We start from the raw sequence: 21,098 nt of genomic DNA on the forward strand, positions 1-21,098 counted from the left end.
CGCGGGGGGGGGGGGGGGGGGGGGGCCATGGGGGGGGGGGGGTGGTGGCGGCGGGCGTCGGAGGAGGCGGTGGAGGGGCCGGGGGTCCTGGGGGCCACCCAGGGCAGGTCGGTGGGCGGGGTGATGACGCCGTCCTCCAGGGCGGCGTAGCGGCCGGCGAGGATCCGCTTCGCAGCCGTCACGTCGATCGAGTCGGTGTTCTCCCAGAGGGCGGTGAACAAGGCGTCTACCCGGACCCGGGCCTGCCGGCAGAACAGGTCGGCCAGTTCGACGTTCTCCGGCCGGGTGTCGCGCTCGGCGTGGGCACGCACGCAGACCGCGCTCATCGCGAACAGCTCCGCGCCGATGTCCACCACTCGGCCGAGGAACGCCTGCTTACGTTCCATCTTTCCCTGCCAGCGGGACATCGCGTAGAAGGTGGACCGGGCCAGCTTCCGACTGGCGCGTTCCACCTGACGCAGGTGTCCCGCGAGCGGACCGAACTCGCCGTACCCGGTGGGCTGCTGTCCCTTGCCGACCGCGAGGGTCGGCAGCCATCGCGCGTAGAACGCGCCCGCCCGGGCACCGGCCTTCGCCTTGCGGGCGAGCCCGGCCTCGGGGTCGATGATGTCGCCCGCCACCGACAGGTGCGCGTCCACCGCCTCCCGGGCGATGAGCAGGTGCATGATCTCCGTGGAGCCTTCGAAGATCCGGTTGATCCGCAGGTCGCGGAGCATCTGCTCGACCGCGGCCGGACGTTCGCCCCGGGCGGTGAGCGACTCGGCCGTCTCGTACCCCCGGCCGCCGCGGATCTGGACCAGTTCGTCGGCGACCCGCCACGCCATCTCGCTGGCGTACAGCTTGACCAGCGCCGCATCGATCCGGATGTCGTTGCGGTCGTCGTCGGCGAGCAGGCAGCAGAGGTCCAGCATGGTCTCCATGCCGTACGTGGTCGCGGCGATGAAGGAGAGCTTCTGGGCGACCGCCTCGTGCTCACCCACCGGCCGGCCCCACTGGACCCGCTCCGCCGACCACTCCCGGGCCACGTTCAACGCCCACTTGCCGGCACCGACGCACATCGCCGGCAGCGACAACCGGCCGGTGGTCAGCGTGCTCAGGGCGATCCGCAGCCCCTTGCCCTCGCCACCGATGACGTTCTCCTTCGGTACGAAGACATCGTGGAAGCGGGTGAGGCTGTTCTCCAGTCCACGCAGGCCGAGGAAGGCGTTGCGCCGCTCGACCGTGATGCCGTCGGCGTCGGCGTCGACCACGAAGGCGGTGATGCCGCCGCGACGTCCCTCGGCCTTCGGCACCCGGGCCATCACCACGAGTTGGGTGGCCACGGTGCCGTTGGTGGCCCACAGCTTGACGCCGTTGATCCGGTAGCCGGCTCCGTCGGGTGTCGGCTCGGCGGTGGTCGCCAGACGGGCCGGGTCGGAGCCCACATCCGGCTCGGTCAGCAGAAACGCGGAGACCTCCCCGGCGGCCAGCCGGGGCAGGAAGCGACGCCGCTGCTCCTCACTGCCGAACATCTTCAACGGCTGCGGCACGCCGATCGACTGGTGTGCCGACAGCAGCGCGCCGATCGCCGGGCTGACCGAGCCGGCCAGCATCAACGCCCGGCAGTAGTGCAGGTTGCTCAGGCCGAGCCCGCCGTACTCCCGGCCGATCTTCATCCCGAAGGCACCCAGCCGGGCCAGCCCCTGGAACACCTCGTCGGGGATCCGCGCGTCGCGTTCGATCGCCGCGCCGTCCACCTCGGCGGCGACGTAGTCGCGGAGCCGGCCGAGGAACTCCTCGGCGCGGGCCTGTTCCTCCGGATCCGGTCGCGGCCACGGATCAATCAGGTCGAGCCGCAGCCGGCCCAGGAAGAGCTCCTTGCCGAAGCTGGGCCGGTCCCAGGTGGTCTGGCGGGCCGCCTCGGCGACCTGACGGGCCTCCTTCTCGGACACCTGGCCCGCGGCGTCTGGCGCGGGCACCTGGCCCGCCGCGGCTGGCGCGAGGTCGGCGTTACGGCTGTCGGTGGCTGACGGACGGTGGTTCTCGGCGATGGCCACGGCAAACCCCCGGGGGTCGATCCGGACAGTCGGACTGTTCCGCCTGTTCAGCAGGCTACCCGCGTTTGTTACCCAAAGGTAGCCACGGATACCCGCCGCAGCGGTCGAATCAGCCCTGGTTCAGGCCGCTCGGGTCCTCGTCGTCGTCGATGTCGTCCTCACCCCAATTGCGGCGGGCGAACGGCAGGAACATCCAGAGGGCCAGGAACCACAGGCCGGCGATGCCACTGAGCAGGAAGGCGATCGGTCGGGCGAGCACGAAGTCGGTGATCAGCAGCACCGAACTCACCATCGCGACCAGCATGAAGCCGAGACCGCCGCTGGCCATCCGATGGGCGAAGCGCACCAGCTCCGGTTTGCGTCCCTGCCGGAACAGCGCCCGGTGGAACGCCACCGGCGAGATGATCATCGCGGTGGCGCCGGCTGCGGCCAGCAGCGCGACGATGTAGACGTCCCGCTGAAACTGGGTGGTGTCGTCGAAGCCGGCACTGAACGGCAGGGTCAGCAGGAAGGCAAAGAGGATCTGCACGCCGGTCTGCGCGACCCGCAATTCCTGTAGCAGGTCGGCGAAGTTGCGCTGCCACCGCTGCTTCTCGGTTTCCTTTGACACTGCGGACCTCCGGGGCTCCGCCGGCCCTCGCCGCCGGCGGTCACGCTGATGCCCCACCGGGTGCGACCCGAAACCTGCTCAGAATCCCCCGTGCCCGCTCTCCGCCCGCTCAAACCGCCGGGCGCACCCGGCCCAGAATCGCCTCGGCCAGCGGCGTCGGCGCCTCGTCCGGGATCCAGTGGGTGATCCCGGCCAGTTCGACGAACCGAAAATCCCCGGTCACGTGAGCGGCGCAGGCCTGCGCGGCGACCCGCCCGATGGCGACGTCACCGTCACTCCAGACGAAGGTGGTGGGCACCGTCACCGGGCCGATCGCCGCCAGATCCGCCTTCGACATCGCCCGGTACCAGTTCAACGCGGCGGTCAGCGCACCCGGCTCACGCATCGGATCGGCGTACGCGGCCACCCGGGCGCCGTCGCCGACGCCACGCAGCAGCCGCCGCAGCCCGGCCGCACCGAGCGCCAGCAACGTCTTCTCCGCCACCCCCGGCTTCCGGAACAGCACCATGTACGCCGAGCGCGCTTTCTGCTGCGCGTCGTGTGTCAACGCGTACGCCATGGCCGCCGGATGCGGCACGGAGACCGCGGTCAGGGTCCGTACCCGGTCCGGGTGGGTGGCGGCCAGCGCCCACCCGACGACCGCACCCCAGTCGTGCCCGACCACATGGGCGGTGGGCACCCCGAGAGCGTCCAGCACCGCAGCCGCGTCGGCGACCAGCTCACCGAGCCGGTACGCCTCGACCTGGGTGGGCCGGGCCTGCGGCGAGTAGCCCCGCTGGTTCAGCGCGTAGCTGCGCAGACCAGCGGCGTGCAGGGCCGGCAGTACGTCGTCCCACTCACCCGAGTGCTGCGGGAAACCGTGCAGCAGCAGCACCGGTTCGCCCTGCTCCGGACCACCGGTGGCGACGTCGAACCGCAGACCTCGGGCATCGATACGCATGCCGGCAGCCTACCGACGACCCGACGCCGGCTCAGAAAGGTGATCCAAACCGAAGATCAACAGGACGGCTCGGGCAGCCGCTCCATCCGGTTCCAACCGGTCCAGCCACGCTCACGCAACAACTCCTGCAGTCGTTGCATCCGGGGATCGGCCTCGACGGCGAGCGCGTCCAGCAGGTCATGCGGTAAATCGTGGTAGTCCTCATTGGCGGGGTCGAACGCGCCAGCGGCGTACGCCTGCTCGGCCAGGTAGGCGATGATGTCGGCGGCCTCCGCCAAGCGTGGGTCGTCGTCGGCGTCGCTGTCGAAGATCTCCGACAGCACGCGGTAGAGCCGGACGACCCGCGGGTCGTCGAGCTGCGCGAGTTTGCCGGGCATGAACTCGCGGACGCGGTCGGGCCAGCGGGCGGCGACCAGGATCCATCCGTCCCGTTCACCCGCCACCAGCCGCTCGGACGCACCGATCTCCCGAAGCCGATCGAGGTAGGCGATCACCTCCGGGGGGAGCGTCAGGCCCTCGCCGGCCGCGAGCTGCGCGATCTGCATACGGCTGGTCTGGAGCCGTTCGATCTCATCCCGCAGGTGACTGTCGATCCTGCGGATCGCTTCCGTGAAGGTCGCCGCGTCGGCTTCGAGCAGCTGATTGATCCGGGACAGCGGCACACCGGCGTTGGCGAGAGTGCGGATCTTGATGAGCGACACGGCCGCCGTCGCGCCGTACCGCCGGTAACCCGAGGCGTCCCGCTCCGGCTCGGGCAGCAGCCCGATCTGGTGGTAGTGCCGCACCGTCCGTACCGTGACACCGGCGTACGCGGCCAGTTGACCGATCGTCAGCATGCCCCGATCCTGCCTTCACCGCACCCGATCCGGCCGCTGCCGGCTCACGCGATCTTCCGCTGGTAGGAGATGGCGGCGAGCAGATACGCCACGACGAGGATGCCGAGACACCAGACGAGCGCGATCCAGATGTCGGAACCGATCGGCTGCTGGGCGAACAGGTCCCGGATCGTGTTGACGATGGCGGTCACCGGCTGGTGCTCGGCGAAGGCCCGCACCGGACCGGGCATGGTGTCGGTGGGCACGAAGGCCGAGCTGACGAACGGCAGGAAGATGAGCGGGTACGAGAACGCACTGGCCCCGTCCACCGACTTGGCGGTGAGGCCCGGGAGCACGGCGAGCCAGGTCAACGCCAGGGTGAGCAGTGCCAGGATGCCAGCCACGGCGAGCCAGCCCAGCACGTCCGTCCCGGTGCGGAAGCCCATGATCAGGGCGACGCCGACGACGACCGCGAGCGAGATCAGGTTGGCGACCATCGAGGTCAGCACGTGCGCCCACAACACGGCGGATCGTGCGATCGGCATGGACTGGAACCGCCCGACAATGCCGCCCCGCATGTCCAGGAAGAGCCGGAAGGCGGTGTAGGAGATGCCCGAGGCGATCGTGATGACCAGGATGCCGGGCAGCAGGTAGTTCACGTACGAGTCGGTCCCGGTCTCGATCGCACCACCGAAGACGTAGACGAACAGCAGCATGAAAGCGATCGGCATGATCGCGGTGGTGATGATGGTGTCCGGGCTGCGGAGGACGTGCCGCAGCGAACGCCCCAGGAGCACAGTGGTGTCGCCGAGGAGATGCTTGTTCATCACTGTTCCTTGTCTGTGCCGGCACCGACGAGGGTGAGGAAGATGTCTTCCAGGCTCGGCTGCTTCTCGACGTACTCGACCTCGGCGGGTGGCAGGATCTGCCTCAGCTCGTCGAGGGTGCCGTCCACGATGATCCGGCCCTCGTGGAGGATCGCGATCCGGTCGGCGAGGTTCTCCGCCTCGTCGAGATACTGGGTGGTGAGCAGCACGGTCGTGCCGCCCTGAGCGAGTTCGTTGACGGCGTGCCACACCTCGAGGCGCGCCTGCGGGTCCAGCCCGGTCGTCGGCTCGTCGAGGAAGACGACCGGCGGATTCCCGATCAGACTCATCGCGATGTCCAGCCGGCGGCGCATGCCCCCAGAGTACGTCGCCACCCTCCGGGCGCCCGCCTCGGTCAACGCGAAGCGGTTCAACAGCTCGTCCGCGATCGCGCCGGGTGCCTTGAGGTGCCGCAGCCTGGCGACGAGGACGAGGTTCTCGCGCCCGGTGAGGATCTCGTCGACCGCCGCGAACTGCCCGGTGAGGCTTATCGACTCGCGTACCTCGGCGGCCTGGGCCCTGACATCGAAGCCGTTGACGTGTGCGGTGCCCGCGTCGGCCTTGAGCAGCGTGGAGAGGATCTTCACCACCGTGGTCTTGCCCGCGCCGTTCGAGCCGAGCAGGGCGAAGATGCTCCCCCGGGCGACCTCGAAATCCACGCCACGCAGCACGTGCAGCTTCTGGTACGACTTCTCCAGGCCCCGCACCCGGATCGCAGGCCCCTGAAGCTCACTGGTTGTCGCCGGGATCGTCATGCCGGTCAGCATGGAGGGTTGACGCAGCGTCAGGGTCAAGCCCGCAGCGGCACCGATTCTCGCAGTGGGTGGCGCGACGTCAGTCGTACGGACGCTTGGGGACAGGCACCTGCCGCCAGGACTCGACCTCAAGGTAGGGGATCTCGGCGTCGTTCACCGGATCCCGGCCGAGCCGGTCGCTGTAGCGGCCGGTCACCTCGACCCAACTGTCGTCGGGCAGCCCGGCCGGTACGTCGCCGGTCAACCCGAGCTTGACCGGGCGGCCGTCGGCAGCACAGCAGGACAGCACCATCCGGGCCAGGATCGGCTGGCCGTCCGCGCCGGTGGCAATGAAGCCGGTGAGCTGCACCCGCCGATCGCCGATCGACGTGCCCCGGTCGAACAATGCCCGGGAGGCGTAGTCCAGGACGCTGACCTGCACCGGGTCACCGTCGGGCAGCGGTGGGTAGTCCGACTGCTGTTGGCTGCTCAACGCCGTGCCGGCCTGGCCCGCCGCGTACGACCCGAGGGCCGGCGGGGCGACCAGCAGCAGCCCGAGTACGGGCAGGATCAGCAGCCAACCGACCCGCGGCTCGTGGTGGGCGTGCTCGTGCCCGTCGGGCCCGTCGTGGCCGACGCCGGGACCGTCGGCCGGGGCCAGCGCGCGGTGGGCCGGCGGGCGCAGCTCGTACCAGAGCGTCATGATCGCGGCGGCGATCAGCAGCAGGCCGGCGGCGATCAGGAAGGGACGCAGACCCTCCTTGACGTAGCGCAGGTAGAGGTCGGTGACGCTGGCCCGGATCACCGCGCCGCCGAGCAGCAGCAGGATCACCGCCTGCGCCTGCCGGTTCACAGCAGCACCGCCCCGGCGCCGACGGCGACCAACAGGGCCACCACGAAGGTGGTCGGCGCGAACCGGAAGGCGAAGCGGCGGCCGAACACACCGGCCTGCATCGAGATCAGCTTGAGATCGACCATCGGCCCCACCACCAGGAAGACCAGTCGGGACGTGAGCGAGAACTGGGACAGCGAGGCAGCGACGAAGGCGTCAGCCTCCGAGCAGAGCGAGAGCAGGACGGCGAGCAGCGCCAGCGCCAGGATCGACAGCCACGCGTTGTCGGCGAGGGTCTGCAACCACCGCTCCGGCACCAGCACGTTGATGCTGGCGGCGGCCATCGCACCGAGCACCAGGAAACCACCGGCGTGGGTCACGTCGTGGCGGACGGCGGCCCAGAAGGCCCGGCCCCGGGACGCGTCGTCCAGCTCCGGCCGGCGCGGCATCCTGATCCACTCGGTGCGCCCGAGCCGCAGCCAGAGCCACCCCATGATCATGGCGACGATCAGGCTGGCGACGCCCCGGGCGAGGACCATCTCGGGGTTGTTCGGGAAGGCGACCGCCGTGGCGGTGAGCACGATCGGGTTGACCGCCGGGGCGGCGAGCAGAAACGCCAGCGCGGCGGCCGGGGTCACGCCCCGCCGGATCAGTGACCCGGCGATCGGCACCGAGCCGCACTCGCAGCCCGGCAGCACCACCCCGGCCGCGCTGGCTGCCGGCACCGCCAACGCCGGGTGCCGGGGCAACGCCTTCGCCCAGAAGGATCGGGGCACGAAGACCGCGATCACGGCGGAGAGCAGCACTCCGAAGGCCAGGAACGGCACTGCCTGCACCATGATCGAGACGAAGACGGTGGTCCAGGTCTGGATGCGGGGATCGTCCAGGGCGGCGGCGATCGGCTCCCGAAAGATGATCAGGATGATCAGCAGCGCCGCGAGAACCTCCACCGAGCCGATCCGGTCACCGAGCCAGCGCCGGGGTGGCTCGCCACCGGCAGGCTCCGGTGGGCGCGTGCCGATGTCGACGCCCCCGGCCGAGGATCGGGGCTCAGGTTCGCCCGGCACGGCCCGGTCAGTGTCTGTGGTCACCCGTCACCCTTCGGCCGTGGCGGATCGGCGGACTGAGATTACCGTCCGGCGCGGATGACGTCGATGGATGTCACAGATTCGCCAAACTTCCGGGAGCCCCCCGGCCACCGGACCAATCGGAGGCGAGTAACCGTCGTGACCTGGGGAGATCACATTGCCGGTGGATCTTCCGTGGTGTTAGCGTCGGCGGGACAGACAACACCTCCGACAGGGGAGCGCACAGCGCTGAGAGTGCGGGTCCGCCCGCAGACCCTCCGTACCTGATCTGGGTAATGCCAGCGCAGGGAGTTCGGTCCACCTCCAGCCCGCCACCGTTCGGCGCCGCCGGCCGGGGCGTGCGTCTTGCCTGGTTCGCATCTGGACTGGGAGCAAACATCGTGCAGACCACTGACAGCAACCGCTGGCGCACCATCGACATCGTGGTGGCGTCGGTCATCGCCGTCACCTTCGGCGTCATCTTCTGGGCCTGGGGCGTGGTGTGGAGCGCCACCGAGGGCGCCTTCAGCTTCTTCCCGCCGGCGCAGACCCTCATCTACGGTGTCTGGCTGGTGCCGGCGGTGCTCGGCGGCCTGGTCATCCGCAAGCCCGGCGCCGCGCTGTACTGCGAACTGCTGGCCGCGATCATCTCGGCCCTGCTGGGCAGCCAGTGGGGCACCATCGTGCTGTTGCAGGGCCTGATGCAGGGGCTCGGCGCCGAGTTGGCCTTCGCCGCCTTCCGGTACCGGTCCTACCGGCTGCCGGTCGCCCTGCTGGCCGGCGCGCTGACCGGCCTGAGCGCGGCGATCTTCGACTTCGTCTACTGGAACGCCGAACGCGACATCGCCACCTACCGCCTGCCCTACGCCGCGCTCACCATCGTCAGCGCCACCGTTATCGCCGGCGCCGGCGCGCACGCCCTGACCCGCGCCCTCACCCGCACCGGCGTCCTGGACCGCTTCCCCGCCGCCCGCGAACGCCCCCTGGTCTGACCTCCCCGGAACTCAACGCGTTGATCATGAGGTTGGCGGCATTTTCGATCTCCACAGCAACGGTCAACCTCATGATCAACGGCGAGAAAGGAGGGTGGGATGGGTGAGGGGGTGTGGGTAAGGGGGTTTGGGTGGCGGCACGCGGGGCGGCGTGACTGGGCGGTGCGCGGGGTTGAGCTGCGGGTGGAGCGCGGCGAGAAGGTGCTGCTGCTGGGGGCGTCCGGGGCCGGCAAGAGCACGTTGCTGGCGGCGCTGGCCGGCCTGCTGCCCGAGGACTCCGGGGAGCACGAGGGCAGCATCGAGATCGACGGCCGGCCGGTCGAGGAGGCCCGGGACCGGGTCGGCATCGTCTTCCAGGACCCGCAGTCCCAGCTCGTCATGGCCCGCAGCGGCGACGACGTGGCGTTCGGGCTGGAGAACCGGGGCGTGCCGGCCGGACAGATCTGGCCGCGGGTGGACGAGGCGCTGCACCGGGTGGGCTTCCCGTACCACCGGGACCGGCCCACCGCGGCGCTCTCCGGCGGCGAACAACAGCGACTCGCCCTGGCCGGCGTGCTGGCGCTGCGTCCCGGTCTGCTGCTGCTGGACGAACCCACCGCCAACCTCGACCCGGCGGGCGCCGCCCTGATCCGCGCGGCGCTCGCCGGGGCGGTGAACGCCGACACCACCCTGATCCTGGTCGAGCACCGGGTCGCCGAGGCGCTGCCGCTGGTCGACCGGGTGGTGGTGCTCGAACCCGGCGGCGGGGTCCGCGCCGACGGCCCACCGGAGGCGGTCTTCGCCGCGCACGGCGACGCCCTCGCCGCCGAGGGGGTCTGGGTGCCCGGCCGGGAGATCCCACCACGCCGGGCCGCCGGCCCGGCCGGCGAGGTGCTGCTCACCGCCGAACAGCTCGGCCAGCCACCCCGGCTGGCCGCCACCGACCTGACCGTACGCGCCGGCGAGGCCCTCGCGGTGCTCGGGCCGAACGGCGCCGGGAAGTCCACCCTGGCGCTGCTGCTCGGCGGACTCCTCCGGCCCGGCACCGGGCGGCTGACGGCCAGCTCGGAACTGGCCGGCAAGGACTCGCGCACCGCACCGCACCGCTGGCGGGCACCGGCGCTGACCCGCCGGATCGGCTCGGTGTTCCAGAATCCCGAGCACCAGTTCGTCACCGGCACGGTCTTCGACGAACTGGCCCTGGGACCGAGGCGGACCGGGGTCTCCGAATCGGCGGTGCACGACCGCGTGACGGAACTGTTGAGCCGGCTGCGGCTGGATCGGCTCGCCGCCGCCAACCCGTACACCCTCTCCGGTGGCGAGGCGCGGCGGCTGAGCGTGGCGACCGCCCTGGCCACCGCGCCCCGCCTGCTCATCTGCGACGAACCCACCTTCGGCCAGGACCGGCGCACCTGGCGCGAGCTGGTGGATCTCCTCGCCAACCTGCGCGACGCCGGACACGGCCTGGTCACCGTCACCCATGACGCCGACTTCGTGGCCGCGTTGGCCGACCGTACGCTGGCACTCGCTGCGCCCGACGCGGGACCGGTACGGCGATGATCACTCTGGAGCCGATCGCCCGGCCGGGCGCGCCGCTGGCCCGGCGCAATCCGGTGGCCAAACTGGCAGCGGCGATGTTGTTCGCGTTTCCGCTGATGGCCACGCTGGACCCGGTCACGCCGGCCATCGCGATCGCCGTGGAGCTGGCGGTGCTGCCGCTGTTCGGGGTGCACCCCGGGCTGCTGGCCCGACGGGCCTGGCCACTGCTGGCCGCCGGCGGCGGCATCCTGGTCACGCTGCTGCTCTTCGCCGCCGACCGGTCGGGTCGGGTGCTGCTCGACGCGGGGCCGGTCGTGGTGACTTCGGGGGTGCTGGTCACCGCGCTCGGCCTGGTGCTGCGGCTGTTCGCGGTGGCGCTGCCCGGCGTGATCGTCTTCGCCACCACCGACCCGACGGACCTGGCCGACGCGCTGGTGCAGAACGCCAAGGCACCCGCCCGGTTCGCGATCGGCGCGTTGGCGGCGTTCCGATTGGTGCCGCTGCTCGGCCAGGAGTGGCAGATGATCACCATGACGCGCCGGGCGCGCGGAGTCGAGGCTGGGCGCAACCCGGTGGCCCGGCTACGGCTGTTCGTCTCGACGGCGTTCACGCTGCTGGTCGGGGCGATCCGGCGGGGCACCCGGCTCGCGGTGGCGATGGACGCCCGAGGCTTCGACAGCGCCGGGCCGCGCACCTACGCCCGCCGGCAGCGTTTCGTCGCGGCCGACTGGCTGCTCGTCGGCGGCGCGACGGCGATCGCCGGGGCCGCGCTGGCCGTCAGCGTGCTGCTCGGCACCTTCCGTCCCCTGCTCGGCTGACGCCGCCGCCACCCGCCGCCCCGCGTCGAAGCGAACCGGGTCAGCGACGGACCCGATCGACACCACACATGGTCGGGATCGCATGTTCGCATGTTCGCCGCGAAGGTGACACGCCGCGTTCCCCCGCTGCGACGAGATTGGCCTGCGACGACTCCTCGATCAATTGGAGCAGCAGATGGGCCACGGCCACGCGCACCATCACGACCACGACGCCGCCAGCGGTACCGACGTACCCCCGGCGCTCGACCTGTCCATCCCCGACGGCGACCTGCCGCCGGCCGACCTGAACCGGCGCGGTTTCCTGCGTAACGCCGGCCTGCTCGGTGCCGGCGCGGCCACCACCGTGCTGGCGACCGGCACCCCGGCGGTGGCCGGTGTCCACGACCACGGTCACGGTCACGGGCCCGGCGGGGACCACGGCAGGACCGGCGGCTTCCACTGGCTCGCCGGCGACCACCACATCCACACGCAGTACAGCTCCGACGCCATGTACCGGGTGATCGACCAGGCCCGGCACGCGCGGGCGTACGGCCTGGACTGGATGGTCGTCACCGACCACGGCAGCGCGACGCACGCGAAGATCGGCGTGGAGAAGGTCAACCCGGACATCGTCGCCGCCCGCTCCCGGCTCAAGGATCTGCTGATCTACCAGGGCCTGGAGTGGAACATCCCGGCGGCCGAGCACGCCACCGTCTTCGTGCACCCCGGACGCCACGAGGTCGCCGTGCTCAAGGAGTTCGAGAACTCCTTCGACGGCAGCGTCCGCAGCGCCGGCGACAACACCCCGACGAACGAGGCGCTGGCCGTCGCCGGCATCAAGTTCCTCGGCGAGGCGGTACGCAAGCGCCGCGTCGAGGGTGCGCTCTTCCTGGCCAACCACCCGGCCCGTCGGGGCATCGACTCCCCGCACGAGATCCGGGCCTGGCGCGACGCCGACCCGAGCGTCGCCATCGGGATGGAAGGCGCACCGGGCCACCAGGCCGCCGGCCTGCCCCGGGACAGTGGCGGCCGGGCCCGCGGCTACTACGACAACAACCCGTCGGCCAACTCGTTCCCCGGCTACCCGCTGGAGAGCTACCGCACCTGGGGTGGGTTCGACTGGATGACCTCGACGGTCGGCGGGCTCTGGGACAGCCTGCTCGCCGAGGGTCGGGCCTGGTGGATCAGCGCCAACTCCGACTCGCACGTCAACTACCTGGACACCTCGCAGCGGGGCCCGGGCAGCGACTTCAACCTCAACGGCAGGTACCACGACCCGGTCCACGGACCGGTGATCACCGACGCCGGTGACTACTGGCCGGGGCAGTACAGCCGCACCCATGTCGGGGCGAGCAGCTTCACCTACCGGGCGGTCATGGACGGTCTGCGCGCCGGCCGGGTCTGGGTCGACCACGGCGGTCTGATCAAGGGGCTGGACGTCCGCGCCCGCGTCGCCGGTGACCGGCGGGCCAACGCCGGCACGCCGCTCGGCGGGGTGCTGCGGGTCCGGCGTGGCACCTCCGTCGAGGTGACCATCGACATCGACCTGGCCGACATCCCGAACTGGTCGCAGTTCATGCCCGTGCTCGCCCGCGTCGACGTGATCGCCGGCCGGGTGACCGGCCCGGTCGCCGACCAGGACAGCTTCATCGCCCCGAACACCCGGGTGGTGAAGTCCTTCGAGGTCACCGCCAAGACCGGCCGGGTCTCGTTCAGCTACTCCTTCGGCCGGGTGGACCAGCCGTTCTATCTGCGCATCCGGGGTACCGACGGCAAGCGCAGCCAGCCCGGTCTGATGGGCGCGGGGGTCGACCCGTTCGGTCCCGCGTTGGACGTCGCCGGTGCCGCCAACCCGTGGGAGGACCTGTGGTTCTACGCCAACCCGATCTGGGTCCTGCCGAAGTGATCGTCGGCCTCAGCCTGGGGCACCGCACCCTGCGTGAGGCCGACCACTGGCTCACCGAGCAGGTGACAGGGCTCGGGCCGGATCTGGTCGCCTGCACCCACCTGGTCGCCGGGCCGTACCCGCATGTGGCGCTCAGTGTGGCCGGCACGGCGGCCGAGCGGCTCGCGGAGCTGGCGGTCACCCCACCCGAGCTGCGGACCGCAGCGGCCCGGGCGGCCGGTGAGCACGCCGCCCGCCGCTCCGGGCGCGCGGTGCACTACCCGGGGGTGGACCGGATGACCGGCACTCTCACCGTCGGCGAACTGCTCGCCGCCGGGGCGATCGAGCGGGTGGTGGCGCTGGGTGGGACGCCGGTGACCCCGGACGAGCCGGTACACACCAGGGATTTCGTCCGGCCACAGTGGCAGGACGGCGAGCTGGTCCTGGTCACCATGCCGCACCACGCGGGCGGCCTGGCCCCGTTCGAGGTGCCCGACCCGACGCCCTGCTGCGCCGACCACTGAGGTGATCCTCCGACCGTGGCGCCCGGCACCGGCGCGACGCGGGAGGGCAGGGGGCCGGGTGCGCGTACCGACGGACACCCGGCCCCCGTGGACCGTCAGCTACGCCGGAAGGCGTAGCGGCGGACCTGGCCGGTCCGCTGGCCACGACCGACACCGGAAGTACCGGTGGCCCGTGGCCCCGCCTTGGGTGCTGCCGGCCGCCCGGCCGGCAGGGTGGGCACCGGCGCGATCGCGACGTCCAGGTTCGCCGGTGTGACGGCGGCGAGTTCCGCCGAGTGACGGTCGGGACGGGACTTTCGGGAGCTGCGTTTGGTGGGCATCTGTGCCTCCTCGCTCGGACGGCAACCGGTGGACGGTCGGCCGACCGCGTCGTGAGGACCGCCATCAGGGCGGTCGGGGACGGTACGGACTGCTGCCCGGGACCGGCCACGGAGGACGCCACCGCCGACGGCGGGTGGACACACGCGGACGCCCGGGAGCACACGGGGTCGCGGCACGACGGCGGCGAGCCCGGCTCGGAAAAGGGGGCGTCAGTAGCGCATGCCCGCACGTTATCGCCCCGGCGAGGTAGGCGCAGCCGAATTAAACGCCACCGGTCCGCGCGGGGCGTCGTGGTGCGTTACGCGACCACCTGATGACCAGCGGTGGGGGGACGGCGCGCGCCGAACCGATACCGCGATACCGTCGCAGCACTACAGGTAGACGGTGGAAGGTGGCGACGAGGATGGCGGATCGGGCTACGGCGCAGATCGGTGTGACGGGGCTGGCGGTGATGGGTCGCAACCTGGCCCGGAACCTGGCCCGCAACGGGTTCACCGTGGCGTTGCACAACCGCTCGCCGGAGCGGACCCGGTCGCTGGTGGCGGAGCACGGCGACGAGGGCACCTTCGTCCCGACGGAGTCCCTGGCGGACTTCGTCGCCGCGCTGGAGCGCCCCCGCGCGGTGATCATCATGGTCAAGGCGGGCGGTCCCACCGACGCGGTGATCGACGAGTTGGTGCCGTTGCTGGAAGCGGGCGACATCATCATCGACTGCGGCAACGCACACTTCGCCGACACCCGACGCCGGGAGGAGGCGCTGCGGGCCAAGGGCCTGCACTTCGTCGGCACCGGTGTCTCCGGCGGCGAGGAGGGGGCGCTGTGGGGGCCGAGCATCATGCCGGGCGGCTCGGCCGAGTCGTACCGCAAGCTCGGACCGATCTTCGAGAAGATCGCCGCGCAGGTGGAGGGCGTGCCCTGCTGCCAGCACGTCGGGCCGGACGGTGCCGGGCACTTCGTCAAGATGGTCCACAACGGCATCGAGTACGCCGACATGCAGCTCATCGCCGAGGCGTACGACCTGCTGCGGGCCGGGCTCGGCGCGGAACCGGCGGAGATCGCGCAGATCTTCCGGGAGTGGAACTCCGGCGAGTTGGAGTCCTTCCTGATCGAGATCACCGCCGATGTGCTGGCGCACACCGACGCCGCCACCGGGCGGGCGTTCGTGGACGTGGTGCAGGACCAGGCCGAGCAGAAGGGCACCGGACGGTGGACCGTCCAGATCGCCCTCGATCTGGGCATCCCGATCACCGGCATCGCCGAGGCCACCTTCGCCCGGTCGTTGTCCGGGCACGTCGGTCAGCGCGAGGCCGCGCTGCGGGCCTTCCCCGAGGCCGGCGAGAAGTGGCAGGTCAGTGACCGCGACGCATTCATCGAGGACGTACGCCGGGCGCTGCTGGCCTCGAAGATCGTCGCGTACGCCCAGGGCTTCGACCAGATCCGCGCCGGCAGCGCCGAATACGACTGGGGCATCGACCTGGGTGGTACGGCGACGATCTGGCGCGGTGGCTGCATCATCCGGGCCCGGTTCCTGGACCGCATCAAGCAGGCGTACGACGAGCAGCCGGAGCTGCCCACCCTGCTGGTGGCGCCGTGGTTCGCCGACACCGTGCGGGACGGCGTGCCCAGCTGGCGACGGGTGGTGGCCGAGGCCGCCCGGGCCGGCGTACCGGCGCCCGCCTTCGCCTCGTCGCTGGCGTACTTCGACGCGCTGCGGGCAGACCGGTTGCCGGCCGCACTGATCCAGGGGCTGCGCGACAACTTCGGCGCGCACACCTACCGCCGGGTCGACCGGGACGGCTCGTTCCACACCCTCTGGGCCACTCCCGACCGCGCCGAGGTCGAGGCCTGACCCCGCAGGTCGAGGCCGACACCGGCACCCCCCGACATACGGCATCTCGCGGTATCCCTCAGTGGGGATACCGCGAGATGCCGTATTGCCGAGCTACCGGTCGCGCCGGTCGCGTCAGAAGAAGCGGCGGCGCTTGGCCTGCCGGGGGCGGATCAGGTCGGCGCCCTTGTTGAGCAGTCGAGTGGCCCGGTTGGGGCCACGGCGGGCCTCCAGCGTGTGGCTCAGTTTCCGGGCTCCGGCGGCGGCGACCGGTACCGCGATGGCCATCACCGCCCACTGCCCGATGCGCTTGCGGATCATATGGGTTCACCTCCGTCAGTGGCTGCTGCCGGCGGTGATACCCAGTGTTGCCGCCGGGTATGCGCTCAGGTGTCCGGGACCACCGACGCTCAGGCCGGAACCGCCGACGCTCAGCCGGCCGGCACCACGGATGCCGAGGTGGTCGGGGCCACCGGATTGGGCAGCGCGCCACCGAACCGACGATCGCGCTGGGCGTACAACTCGCAGGCGTACCACAGGTGCCGGCGGTCGAAGTCCGGCCAGAGCGTGTCCAGGAAGATCAACTCGGCGTACGCGCTCTGCCAGAGCAGGAAGTTGGAGGTCCGCTGCTCGCCGGAGGGTCGCAGGAACAGGTCCACCTCGGGCACCTCAGGGTGGTAGAGGTACCGCTGGACCGTCTTCTCGGTGACCTTGGCCGGATCGAGCCGGCCGGCGGCCACGTCCCGGGCGATCGCGGCGGCCGCGTCGGCGATCTCCGCCTGCCCGCCGTAGTTCACGCAGAACTGCAGAGTCAGCGTCGAGTTGCCGCGGGACATCTCCTCGGCGGTCTGCAACTCGCTGATGACGCTCTTCCACAGCCGCCCGGCCCGACCGGACCAGACCACCCGCACCCCCAGGTCGACCAGTTGGTCCCGGCGGCGGCGGATGACGTCCCGGTTGAAGCCCATCAGGAACCGCACCTCATCGGGTGAACGGCGCCAGTTCTCGGTGGAGAAGGCGTACGCCGACAGGTACGGAATGCCCAGCTCGATGGCGCCCTCGACGGTGTCGAAGAGGGAGAACTCCCCCGCCTCGTGGCCCTTGGTGCGGGGCAGACCACGTTCCTTGGCCCACCGGCCGTTGCCGTCCATCACCACGGCGACGTGGCGGGGCACCGCCCCCGGTGGTAGCGCCGGCGGGCGGGCTCCCGACGGATGCGGTGTCGGCGGCACCGGTTCGCGCCGCCCGGCCCTGGACGATCGGATCACTCGGTTCTCTCCCTACTCACGTCCGGTGACGCCCGGTCGGGCGGCAGCGCTGCACCGGCCGAGGCCACGGTGCCGGCGTCGCCGGTCGGCCGCCGCGCGCCGGGTGCCGACGGCATCCCACCCCGGTCGACCAGCGGCAGCGAGCGTAGCGCGCGTTCCAGGTGCCACTGCAGGTGCGCCGCGACCAGGCCGCTGCATTCCCGGCGTACCCCGTTCTCGGTGGCGTCGGCGATCCGCCAGTCACCGACGGTGAGCGCCGACATCAGGTCGATGGTGGCCGGGGCCGGGTGGGCGGCCCCCGGTGGCCGGCAGTCCGGGCAGACCGCGCCCCCGGCCGGCACCGAGAACGCCCGGTGCCGGCCCGGCGTGCCGCAGACCGCGCAGGCGGTCAACGCCGGTGCCCAGCCCGCCAACGCCATCCCGCGCAGCAGATACGCGTCGAGCACCAGCGTGGTGGCATGCCCGCCGTCGGCGAGGGCGCGCAGCGCGCCCAGGGTGAGCTGGAACAGCCGCAACGACGGTTCCCGCTCGACCGGGGTGAGCCGCTCGGCGGTCTCGGCGATCGCGCTGGCGGCGGTGTAGCGGGGATAGTCACCGAGGAACCGCTTGCCGTAGAGGTCGATCCCCTCGACCTGGCTGACGCTGTGCAGCGAGCTGCCGTGCTCTCCCTTGGGGTCGCCGGCCAACTGCACATCGACGTGACCGAACGGCTCCAGCCGGGCACCGAACTTCGACATGGTCCGGCGTACCCCCCGGGCGACCGCGCGGAGCCGGCCGTGCCGCCGGGTGAGCAGGGTGATGATCCGGTCTGACTCGCCGAGTTTCTGCACACGCAGCACCACCGCGTCGTCGCGGTAGAGCTGTCGGCGGTATCCGGCCATCGCGCCATTCTCTCCTCCGGCCGGGAATCAGGTCCGACCCCGGGTCGGAATTCAGGGTCCGCTCGGGGTCGCCGTGCCGGCGAACCCGGATGCGCGCCCGGTCGTGCCGGTCGTAGCGTGCTCAGCATGGCTTCGCACCGGACCAGCACCGTCTCCCGGCCCACCGCCGCAGATCAGCCCGCCGCCGCGCGCCGAACCACCGCGCCGCGGGCGAGCACCACGCGCCGGACCGGCATGGCGGTCGCCGCGACCGCCGCCCTCATCGTCCTGGTCGGGTGCGACAACCTGTCGTACCGGCGGCTGGACTTCGACACCACCGAGTCTGCCCAGATCACCGCGATCCAGGTGCTGCCCGGCGCCGGCGACGTGGTGGTCCGGGCAGACGGCGGGGCGGACGAGGTACGCGTCAAGCGCATGGTGCGCTACCAGGGCGGCCAGCCGGACGCCACGTACGAGATCAAGGGCGCGGAGCTGGTGCTGGACACCTCCTGCGGCCCCCGGTGCAGCGTCTCCTACGAGGTGACCGTCGGCGAGGGGGTGAGCGTGCGGGGCGAGACCGGCTCCGGGAACGTCGACCTCAGCCGCGTCGGCCAGGTGGATCTCAAGGTCGGCTCCGGCGACGTGCGGGTGGCCGCGGCAACCGACGCGGTACGGGTGGAGACCGGCTCAGGCAACATCGAGGTGTACGACGTGACCGCAGCCGTCGTGATGCGGGCCTCCTCCGGCGACGTGACGGGCAGCCGCCTCGGCGGCAGGGTGGACGCGGAGGCCAAGTCCGGCAACGTCACCCTCGAACTGGACAAGCCCGCCTCCGCGCGGGCGCACGCGTCGAGCGGCAACGTCGAGCTGGCCGTGCCGGAGGGCGCGTACCAGGTCCGGTCGAGGGTCGGCTCCGGTGAGATCGAGCTGGGCGTGACGCACGATCCGTCCGCCGCAGCCGTGCTCGACCTGCGCACCGGCAGCGGAGACATCACCGTCACCTCGCGATGACTTCCCCGTCCCGGCCCCGCTGTTGCGGAACCGGTATCGCCGGCCCGGCACTCGGCTCGTGATCGTCGCCGGTGCGGGACTCCGCGTGCCGGCGGACGGGGCGCGACGCCGGACCACGGCCACCGGGCACCAGCTCTGGCCGACGCCTCGCCGCCACATCCTCGACCCAACCGACCATCGCGGTCACCAGGCCCACCAGCAGGAAGACCAGGGCCACCCGGATCGCCAGGCCGAGTAGATCCTGATGCGACCAGCCGACCACGTCGACCAGCGGGGTCAGCGCGACCACGAACGCCATGTGCCACAGGTAGACCGTCAACGCCCGCCGGTTCAGCACGGTGACCGCCCGACCGAACAGCGGACTACGGTCCACCCAGGCGGCGGTCGCCGGCGCCCGCCCCAGTGCCACCAGGATGAAGGCGGCCGACCAGAACGCGTTGCCGAGCGGAATGTCGTTGAGGTCGTAGCCACGCGGGCCCGCGTGAGTCAGCACCCAGGCACCACCCACCGCGGCGAGCGCGACCGCCGTCGGCACCAGAATCCAGGCGCTCAGGCGGCGCAGCATCCCGCTCTGGTGCGCGAAGCCCAGCAGCCACGCCCCGAAGTAGAGCCCGAAATGGCGCAGCACGACCGGCGGGTTCGGATAGATGCCCAACTCGATGACCAGCAGCAGGCAGTACGGGGCGAGCAGGGTGGGCAGTGGGAAGCGACGGAACAACCACAGCGCGGCCGGCGAGGCGAGAACGAACCAGAGGTAGTCGCGCAGGTACCAGATCGGGCTCAGCGCCAGCGCACCCCAGTAGTTGGCCGGCGGGTCGGCCACCGGAAAGAGCCAGAGCAGCACCGTCGGAGACAGCGGCAGCCCGGTGAGCAGCATCGCCGGCACGAAGATCGCGGCGACCACCCACAGCGACGGCAGCAACCGCCGCAGTCGCCGACCCACCGCCACCGGCCCGGACCGCAGCAGGGACGCGGCCATCAGCGAACCGGCCAGCGCGAACATCACCGACATCGCCGGGAACAGCAGCGTAAGCGATCCCCAGCCGGTGACGTGGTACACGACCACCCGCACGATGGCCAGGGCGCGCAGCAGGTCCAGGTATCTGTTTCGCATCAGCCTGCATCTGTGTCAGGGGGGTCGGAGGCTCTTGCCTCCCTACCCTCCGCTGCCCGCCGCCGAACCGGTCAGAGACCCACTGCGTTAGTGAAACTTCCCATATGCCTGACCGGCCCCGATCAGACGATCCGGTGCCGGTCGCCCGATTTCACCGGCCCGCCGGACCGGCTCAGAACCCGAGCTTGCGCAACTGTTTGGGGTCGCGCTGCCAGTCCTTGGCCACCCGTACGTGCAGATCGAGGTAGACCTTCGTGCCCAGCAGCTCCTCGATCTGCCGCCGGGCGGCGGTGCCGACACCCTTGAGCCGAGCGCCCCGATGCCCGATGACGATCGCCTTCTGGCTGGGCCGCTCCACGTACACGTCGGCGTAGATCTTCGTGAGCCGGCCCTCCGGAATCATCTCCTCCACCACCACGGCGATGGAGTGCGGCAACTCGTCCCGCACACCCTCCAGCGCGGCCTCCCGGATCAGCTCCGCCACCAGCACCTGCTCCGGGTCGTCGGTGAGCATGTCGTCCGGGTACAGCTGCGGCGACTCGGGGAGATAACGCGTCATCACCTCGACCAGGGTGTCCACCTGGTGCCCGGAGACCGCGCTGACCGGCACGACCTCCGCGAAATCCCCCAGCTCACTGACGGCGAGCAACTGCTCGGCCAGCCGCTTGCGATCGACCAGGTCGGTCTTGGTGACCACCGCCAGCACGGTCGCCTTCAGCTCGGCCAACTCCCCGGTGATGAACCGGTCGCCACGGCCGATCGGCTCGTCGGCCGGGATGCAGAGACCGATCACGTCGACCTCGCTCCAGGTCTGCCGCACCAGATCGTTGAGCCGCTCACCCAGCAGGGTGCGGGGGCGATGCAGGCCCGGAGTGTCGACCAGCACGAGCTGCGACTCCGGCCGGTGCAGCACCGCCCGGATGACGTGCCGGGTGGTCTGCGGCTTGTTCGACGTGATCGCGATCTTCTGCCCGACGATGGCATTGGTCAACGTGGACTTGCCGGCGTTCGGCCGCCCGACGAAACACGCGAAACCCGCCCGGTAGGAACGCTCGCTCCGTTCGCTCATGACGCCGCTCC

At 71.3% G+C, this 21,098-nt stretch carries 21 protein-coding genes and 1 riboswitch; of the genes, 7 read left to right on the forward strand and 14 right to left on the reverse strand.

The genetic code is table 11. The annotated features are described in order from the left end of the window. The 8 genes from KBX50_RS09495 to KBX50_RS09530 form a co-directional block, all read right to left on the reverse strand. A partial coding sequence (locus KBX50_RS09495) for an acyl-CoA dehydrogenase family protein (protein ID WP_374224591.1) occupies window positions 1-2,036 on the reverse strand: 2,036 nt, incomplete at its 3' end. A 109-nt stretch (window positions 2,037-2,145) separates the two neighbouring features. Beyond that, on the reverse strand, window positions 2,146-2,646 hold the full coding sequence (locus tag KBX50_RS09500; protein ID WP_210936381.1) for a DUF6328 family protein: 501 nt from the start codon (window positions 2,644-2,646) through the stop codon (window positions 2,146-2,148). Between the two features lie 109 nt (window positions 2,647-2,755). After that, window positions 2,756-3,586 (reverse strand): alpha/beta fold hydrolase, encoded by an 831-nt coding sequence (locus tag KBX50_RS09505; protein WP_210936383.1) that lies wholly within the window; start codon window positions 3,584-3,586, stop codon window positions 2,756-2,758. Window positions 3,587-3,642: 56 nt separating this feature from the next. Then, window positions 3,643-4,422 carry a MerR family transcriptional regulator gene (locus tag KBX50_RS09510; RefSeq protein ID WP_210936385.1) on the reverse strand — a complete coding sequence of 260 codons (780 nt, stop codon included), beginning with the start codon at window positions 4,420-4,422 and terminating at the stop codon, window positions 3,643-3,645. Window positions 4,423-4,466: 44 nt separating this feature from the next. After that, entirely contained in the window at window positions 4,467-5,228 is a 762-nt protein-coding gene (locus tag KBX50_RS09515; RefSeq protein WP_210936387.1) for an ABC transporter permease, read from the reverse strand. Continuing rightward, the gene (locus KBX50_RS09520; protein WP_210936389.1) at window positions 5,228-6,022 is read right to left on the reverse strand and encodes an ABC transporter ATP-binding protein; all 795 of its coding nucleotides are present in this window, start codon (window positions 6,020-6,022) and stop codon (window positions 5,228-5,230) included. The genes KBX50_RS09515 and KBX50_RS09520 overlap by 1 nt, the downstream gene beginning before the upstream one ends. Before the next feature lie 79 nt (window positions 6,023-6,101). Next, a complete protein-coding gene (locus tag KBX50_RS09525) occupies window positions 6,102-6,854 on the reverse strand; it encodes a TIGR03943 family protein (RefSeq protein ID WP_210936392.1) in 753 nt (250 codons plus the stop codon). Continuing rightward, window positions 6,851-7,855, reverse strand: a complete 1,005-nt coding sequence (locus KBX50_RS09530) for a permease (protein WP_374224598.1) — start codon at window positions 7,853-7,855, stop codon at window positions 6,851-6,853. The genes KBX50_RS09525 and KBX50_RS09530 overlap by 4 nt, the downstream gene beginning before the upstream one ends. Before the next feature lie 268 nt (window positions 7,856-8,123). After that, window positions 8,124-8,229, forward strand: a riboswitch (TPP riboswitch). 72 nt (window positions 8,230-8,301) lie between these two features. Between KBX50_RS09530 and KBX50_RS09535 the strand changes: the two genes are divergently transcribed. From KBX50_RS09535 to KBX50_RS09555, 5 genes are all read left to right on the forward strand, one after another. Then, complete coding sequence (locus KBX50_RS09535) at window positions 8,302-8,892, forward strand: ECF transporter S component (RefSeq protein ID WP_210936396.1); 591 nt, start codon at window positions 8,302-8,304, stop codon at window positions 8,890-8,892. Between the two features lie 99 nt (window positions 8,893-8,991). Further along, window positions 8,992-10,431 carry an ABC transporter ATP-binding protein gene (locus KBX50_RS09540; protein WP_210936398.1) on the forward strand — a complete coding sequence of 480 codons (1,440 nt, stop codon included), beginning with the start codon at window positions 8,992-8,994 and terminating at the stop codon, window positions 10,429-10,431. Continuing rightward, window positions 10,428-11,228: an energy-coupling factor transporter transmembrane protein EcfT gene (locus tag KBX50_RS09545; protein ID WP_210936401.1), complete on the forward strand. Its 801-nt coding sequence runs from the start codon at window positions 10,428-10,430 to the stop codon at window positions 11,226-11,228. The genes KBX50_RS09540 and KBX50_RS09545 overlap by 4 nt, the downstream gene beginning before the upstream one ends. Before the next feature lie 175 nt (window positions 11,229-11,403). After that, the gene (locus KBX50_RS09550; protein WP_210936403.1) at window positions 11,404-13,113 is read left to right on the forward strand and encodes a PHP domain-containing protein; all 1,710 of its coding nucleotides are present in this window, start codon (window positions 11,404-11,406) and stop codon (window positions 13,111-13,113) included. Next, the gene (locus tag KBX50_RS09555; RefSeq protein WP_307870898.1) at window positions 13,110-13,616 is read left to right on the forward strand and encodes a hypothetical protein; all 507 of its coding nucleotides are present in this window, start codon (window positions 13,110-13,112) and stop codon (window positions 13,614-13,616) included. Before KBX50_RS09550 ends, KBX50_RS09555 begins: the two co-directional genes overlap by 4 nt. A gap of 95 nt (window positions 13,617-13,711) precedes the next feature. Here the strand turns inward: KBX50_RS09555 and KBX50_RS09560 are convergent, their stop codons facing one another. Then, window positions 13,712-13,936, reverse strand: coding sequence for a hypothetical protein (locus KBX50_RS09560; protein WP_210936407.1), 225 nt, complete (start codon window positions 13,934-13,936; stop codon window positions 13,712-13,714). A gap of 404 nt (window positions 13,937-14,340) precedes the next feature. On the opposite strand from KBX50_RS09560, the gene gndA reads away from it, so the two are divergent. Then, window positions 14,341-15,786 carry an NADP-dependent phosphogluconate dehydrogenase gene (gene gndA, locus KBX50_RS09565; protein WP_210936409.1) on the forward strand — a complete coding sequence of 482 codons (1,446 nt, stop codon included), beginning with the start codon at window positions 14,341-14,343 and terminating at the stop codon, window positions 15,784-15,786. Between the two features lie 114 nt (window positions 15,787-15,900). Here the strand turns inward: gndA and KBX50_RS09570 are convergent, their stop codons facing one another. From KBX50_RS09570 to recO, 3 genes are all read right to left on the reverse strand, one after another. Then, window positions 15,901-16,086 (reverse strand): hypothetical protein, encoded by a 186-nt coding sequence (locus KBX50_RS09570; RefSeq protein ID WP_210936411.1) that lies wholly within the window; start codon window positions 16,084-16,086, stop codon window positions 15,901-15,903. A gap of 110 nt (window positions 16,087-16,196) precedes the next feature. Then, on the reverse strand, window positions 16,197-16,997 hold the full coding sequence (locus tag KBX50_RS09575; protein ID WP_170863518.1) for an isoprenyl transferase: 801 nt from the start codon (window positions 16,995-16,997) through the stop codon (window positions 16,197-16,199). A 32-nt stretch (window positions 16,998-17,029) separates the two neighbouring features. Then, complete coding sequence (gene recO / locus KBX50_RS09580) at window positions 17,030-17,914, reverse strand: DNA repair protein RecO (protein ID WP_247673420.1); 885 nt, start codon at window positions 17,912-17,914, stop codon at window positions 17,030-17,032. A gap of 126 nt (window positions 17,915-18,040) precedes the next feature. Here recO and KBX50_RS09585 point away from each other — a divergent pair, with 126 nt between their 5' ends. Next, window positions 18,041-18,904 (forward strand): DUF4097 family beta strand repeat-containing protein, encoded by an 864-nt coding sequence (locus KBX50_RS09585; protein ID WP_247673421.1) that lies wholly within the window; start codon window positions 18,041-18,043, stop codon window positions 18,902-18,904. On the opposite strand, the gene KBX50_RS09590 is transcribed toward KBX50_RS09585, so the two are convergent. After that, on the reverse strand, window positions 18,891-20,018 hold the full coding sequence (locus KBX50_RS09590) for an acyltransferase (protein WP_210936413.1): 1,128 nt from the start codon (window positions 20,016-20,018) through the stop codon (window positions 18,891-18,893). The two genes, KBX50_RS09585 and KBX50_RS09590, sit on opposite strands and share 14 nt — an antisense overlap. Window positions 20,019-20,190: 172 nt before the next feature. Next, entirely contained in the window at window positions 20,191-21,087 is an 897-nt protein-coding gene (era, locus tag KBX50_RS09595) for a GTPase Era (RefSeq protein ID WP_210936415.1), read from the reverse strand. Window positions 21,088-21,098 lie beyond the last annotated feature (11 nt).

The sequence above is a fragment of the Micromonospora sp. C51 genome, assembly GCF_018070435.1.
Lineage (GTDB): Bacteria > Actinomycetota > Actinomycetes > Mycobacteriales > Micromonosporaceae > Micromonospora > Micromonospora sediminimaris.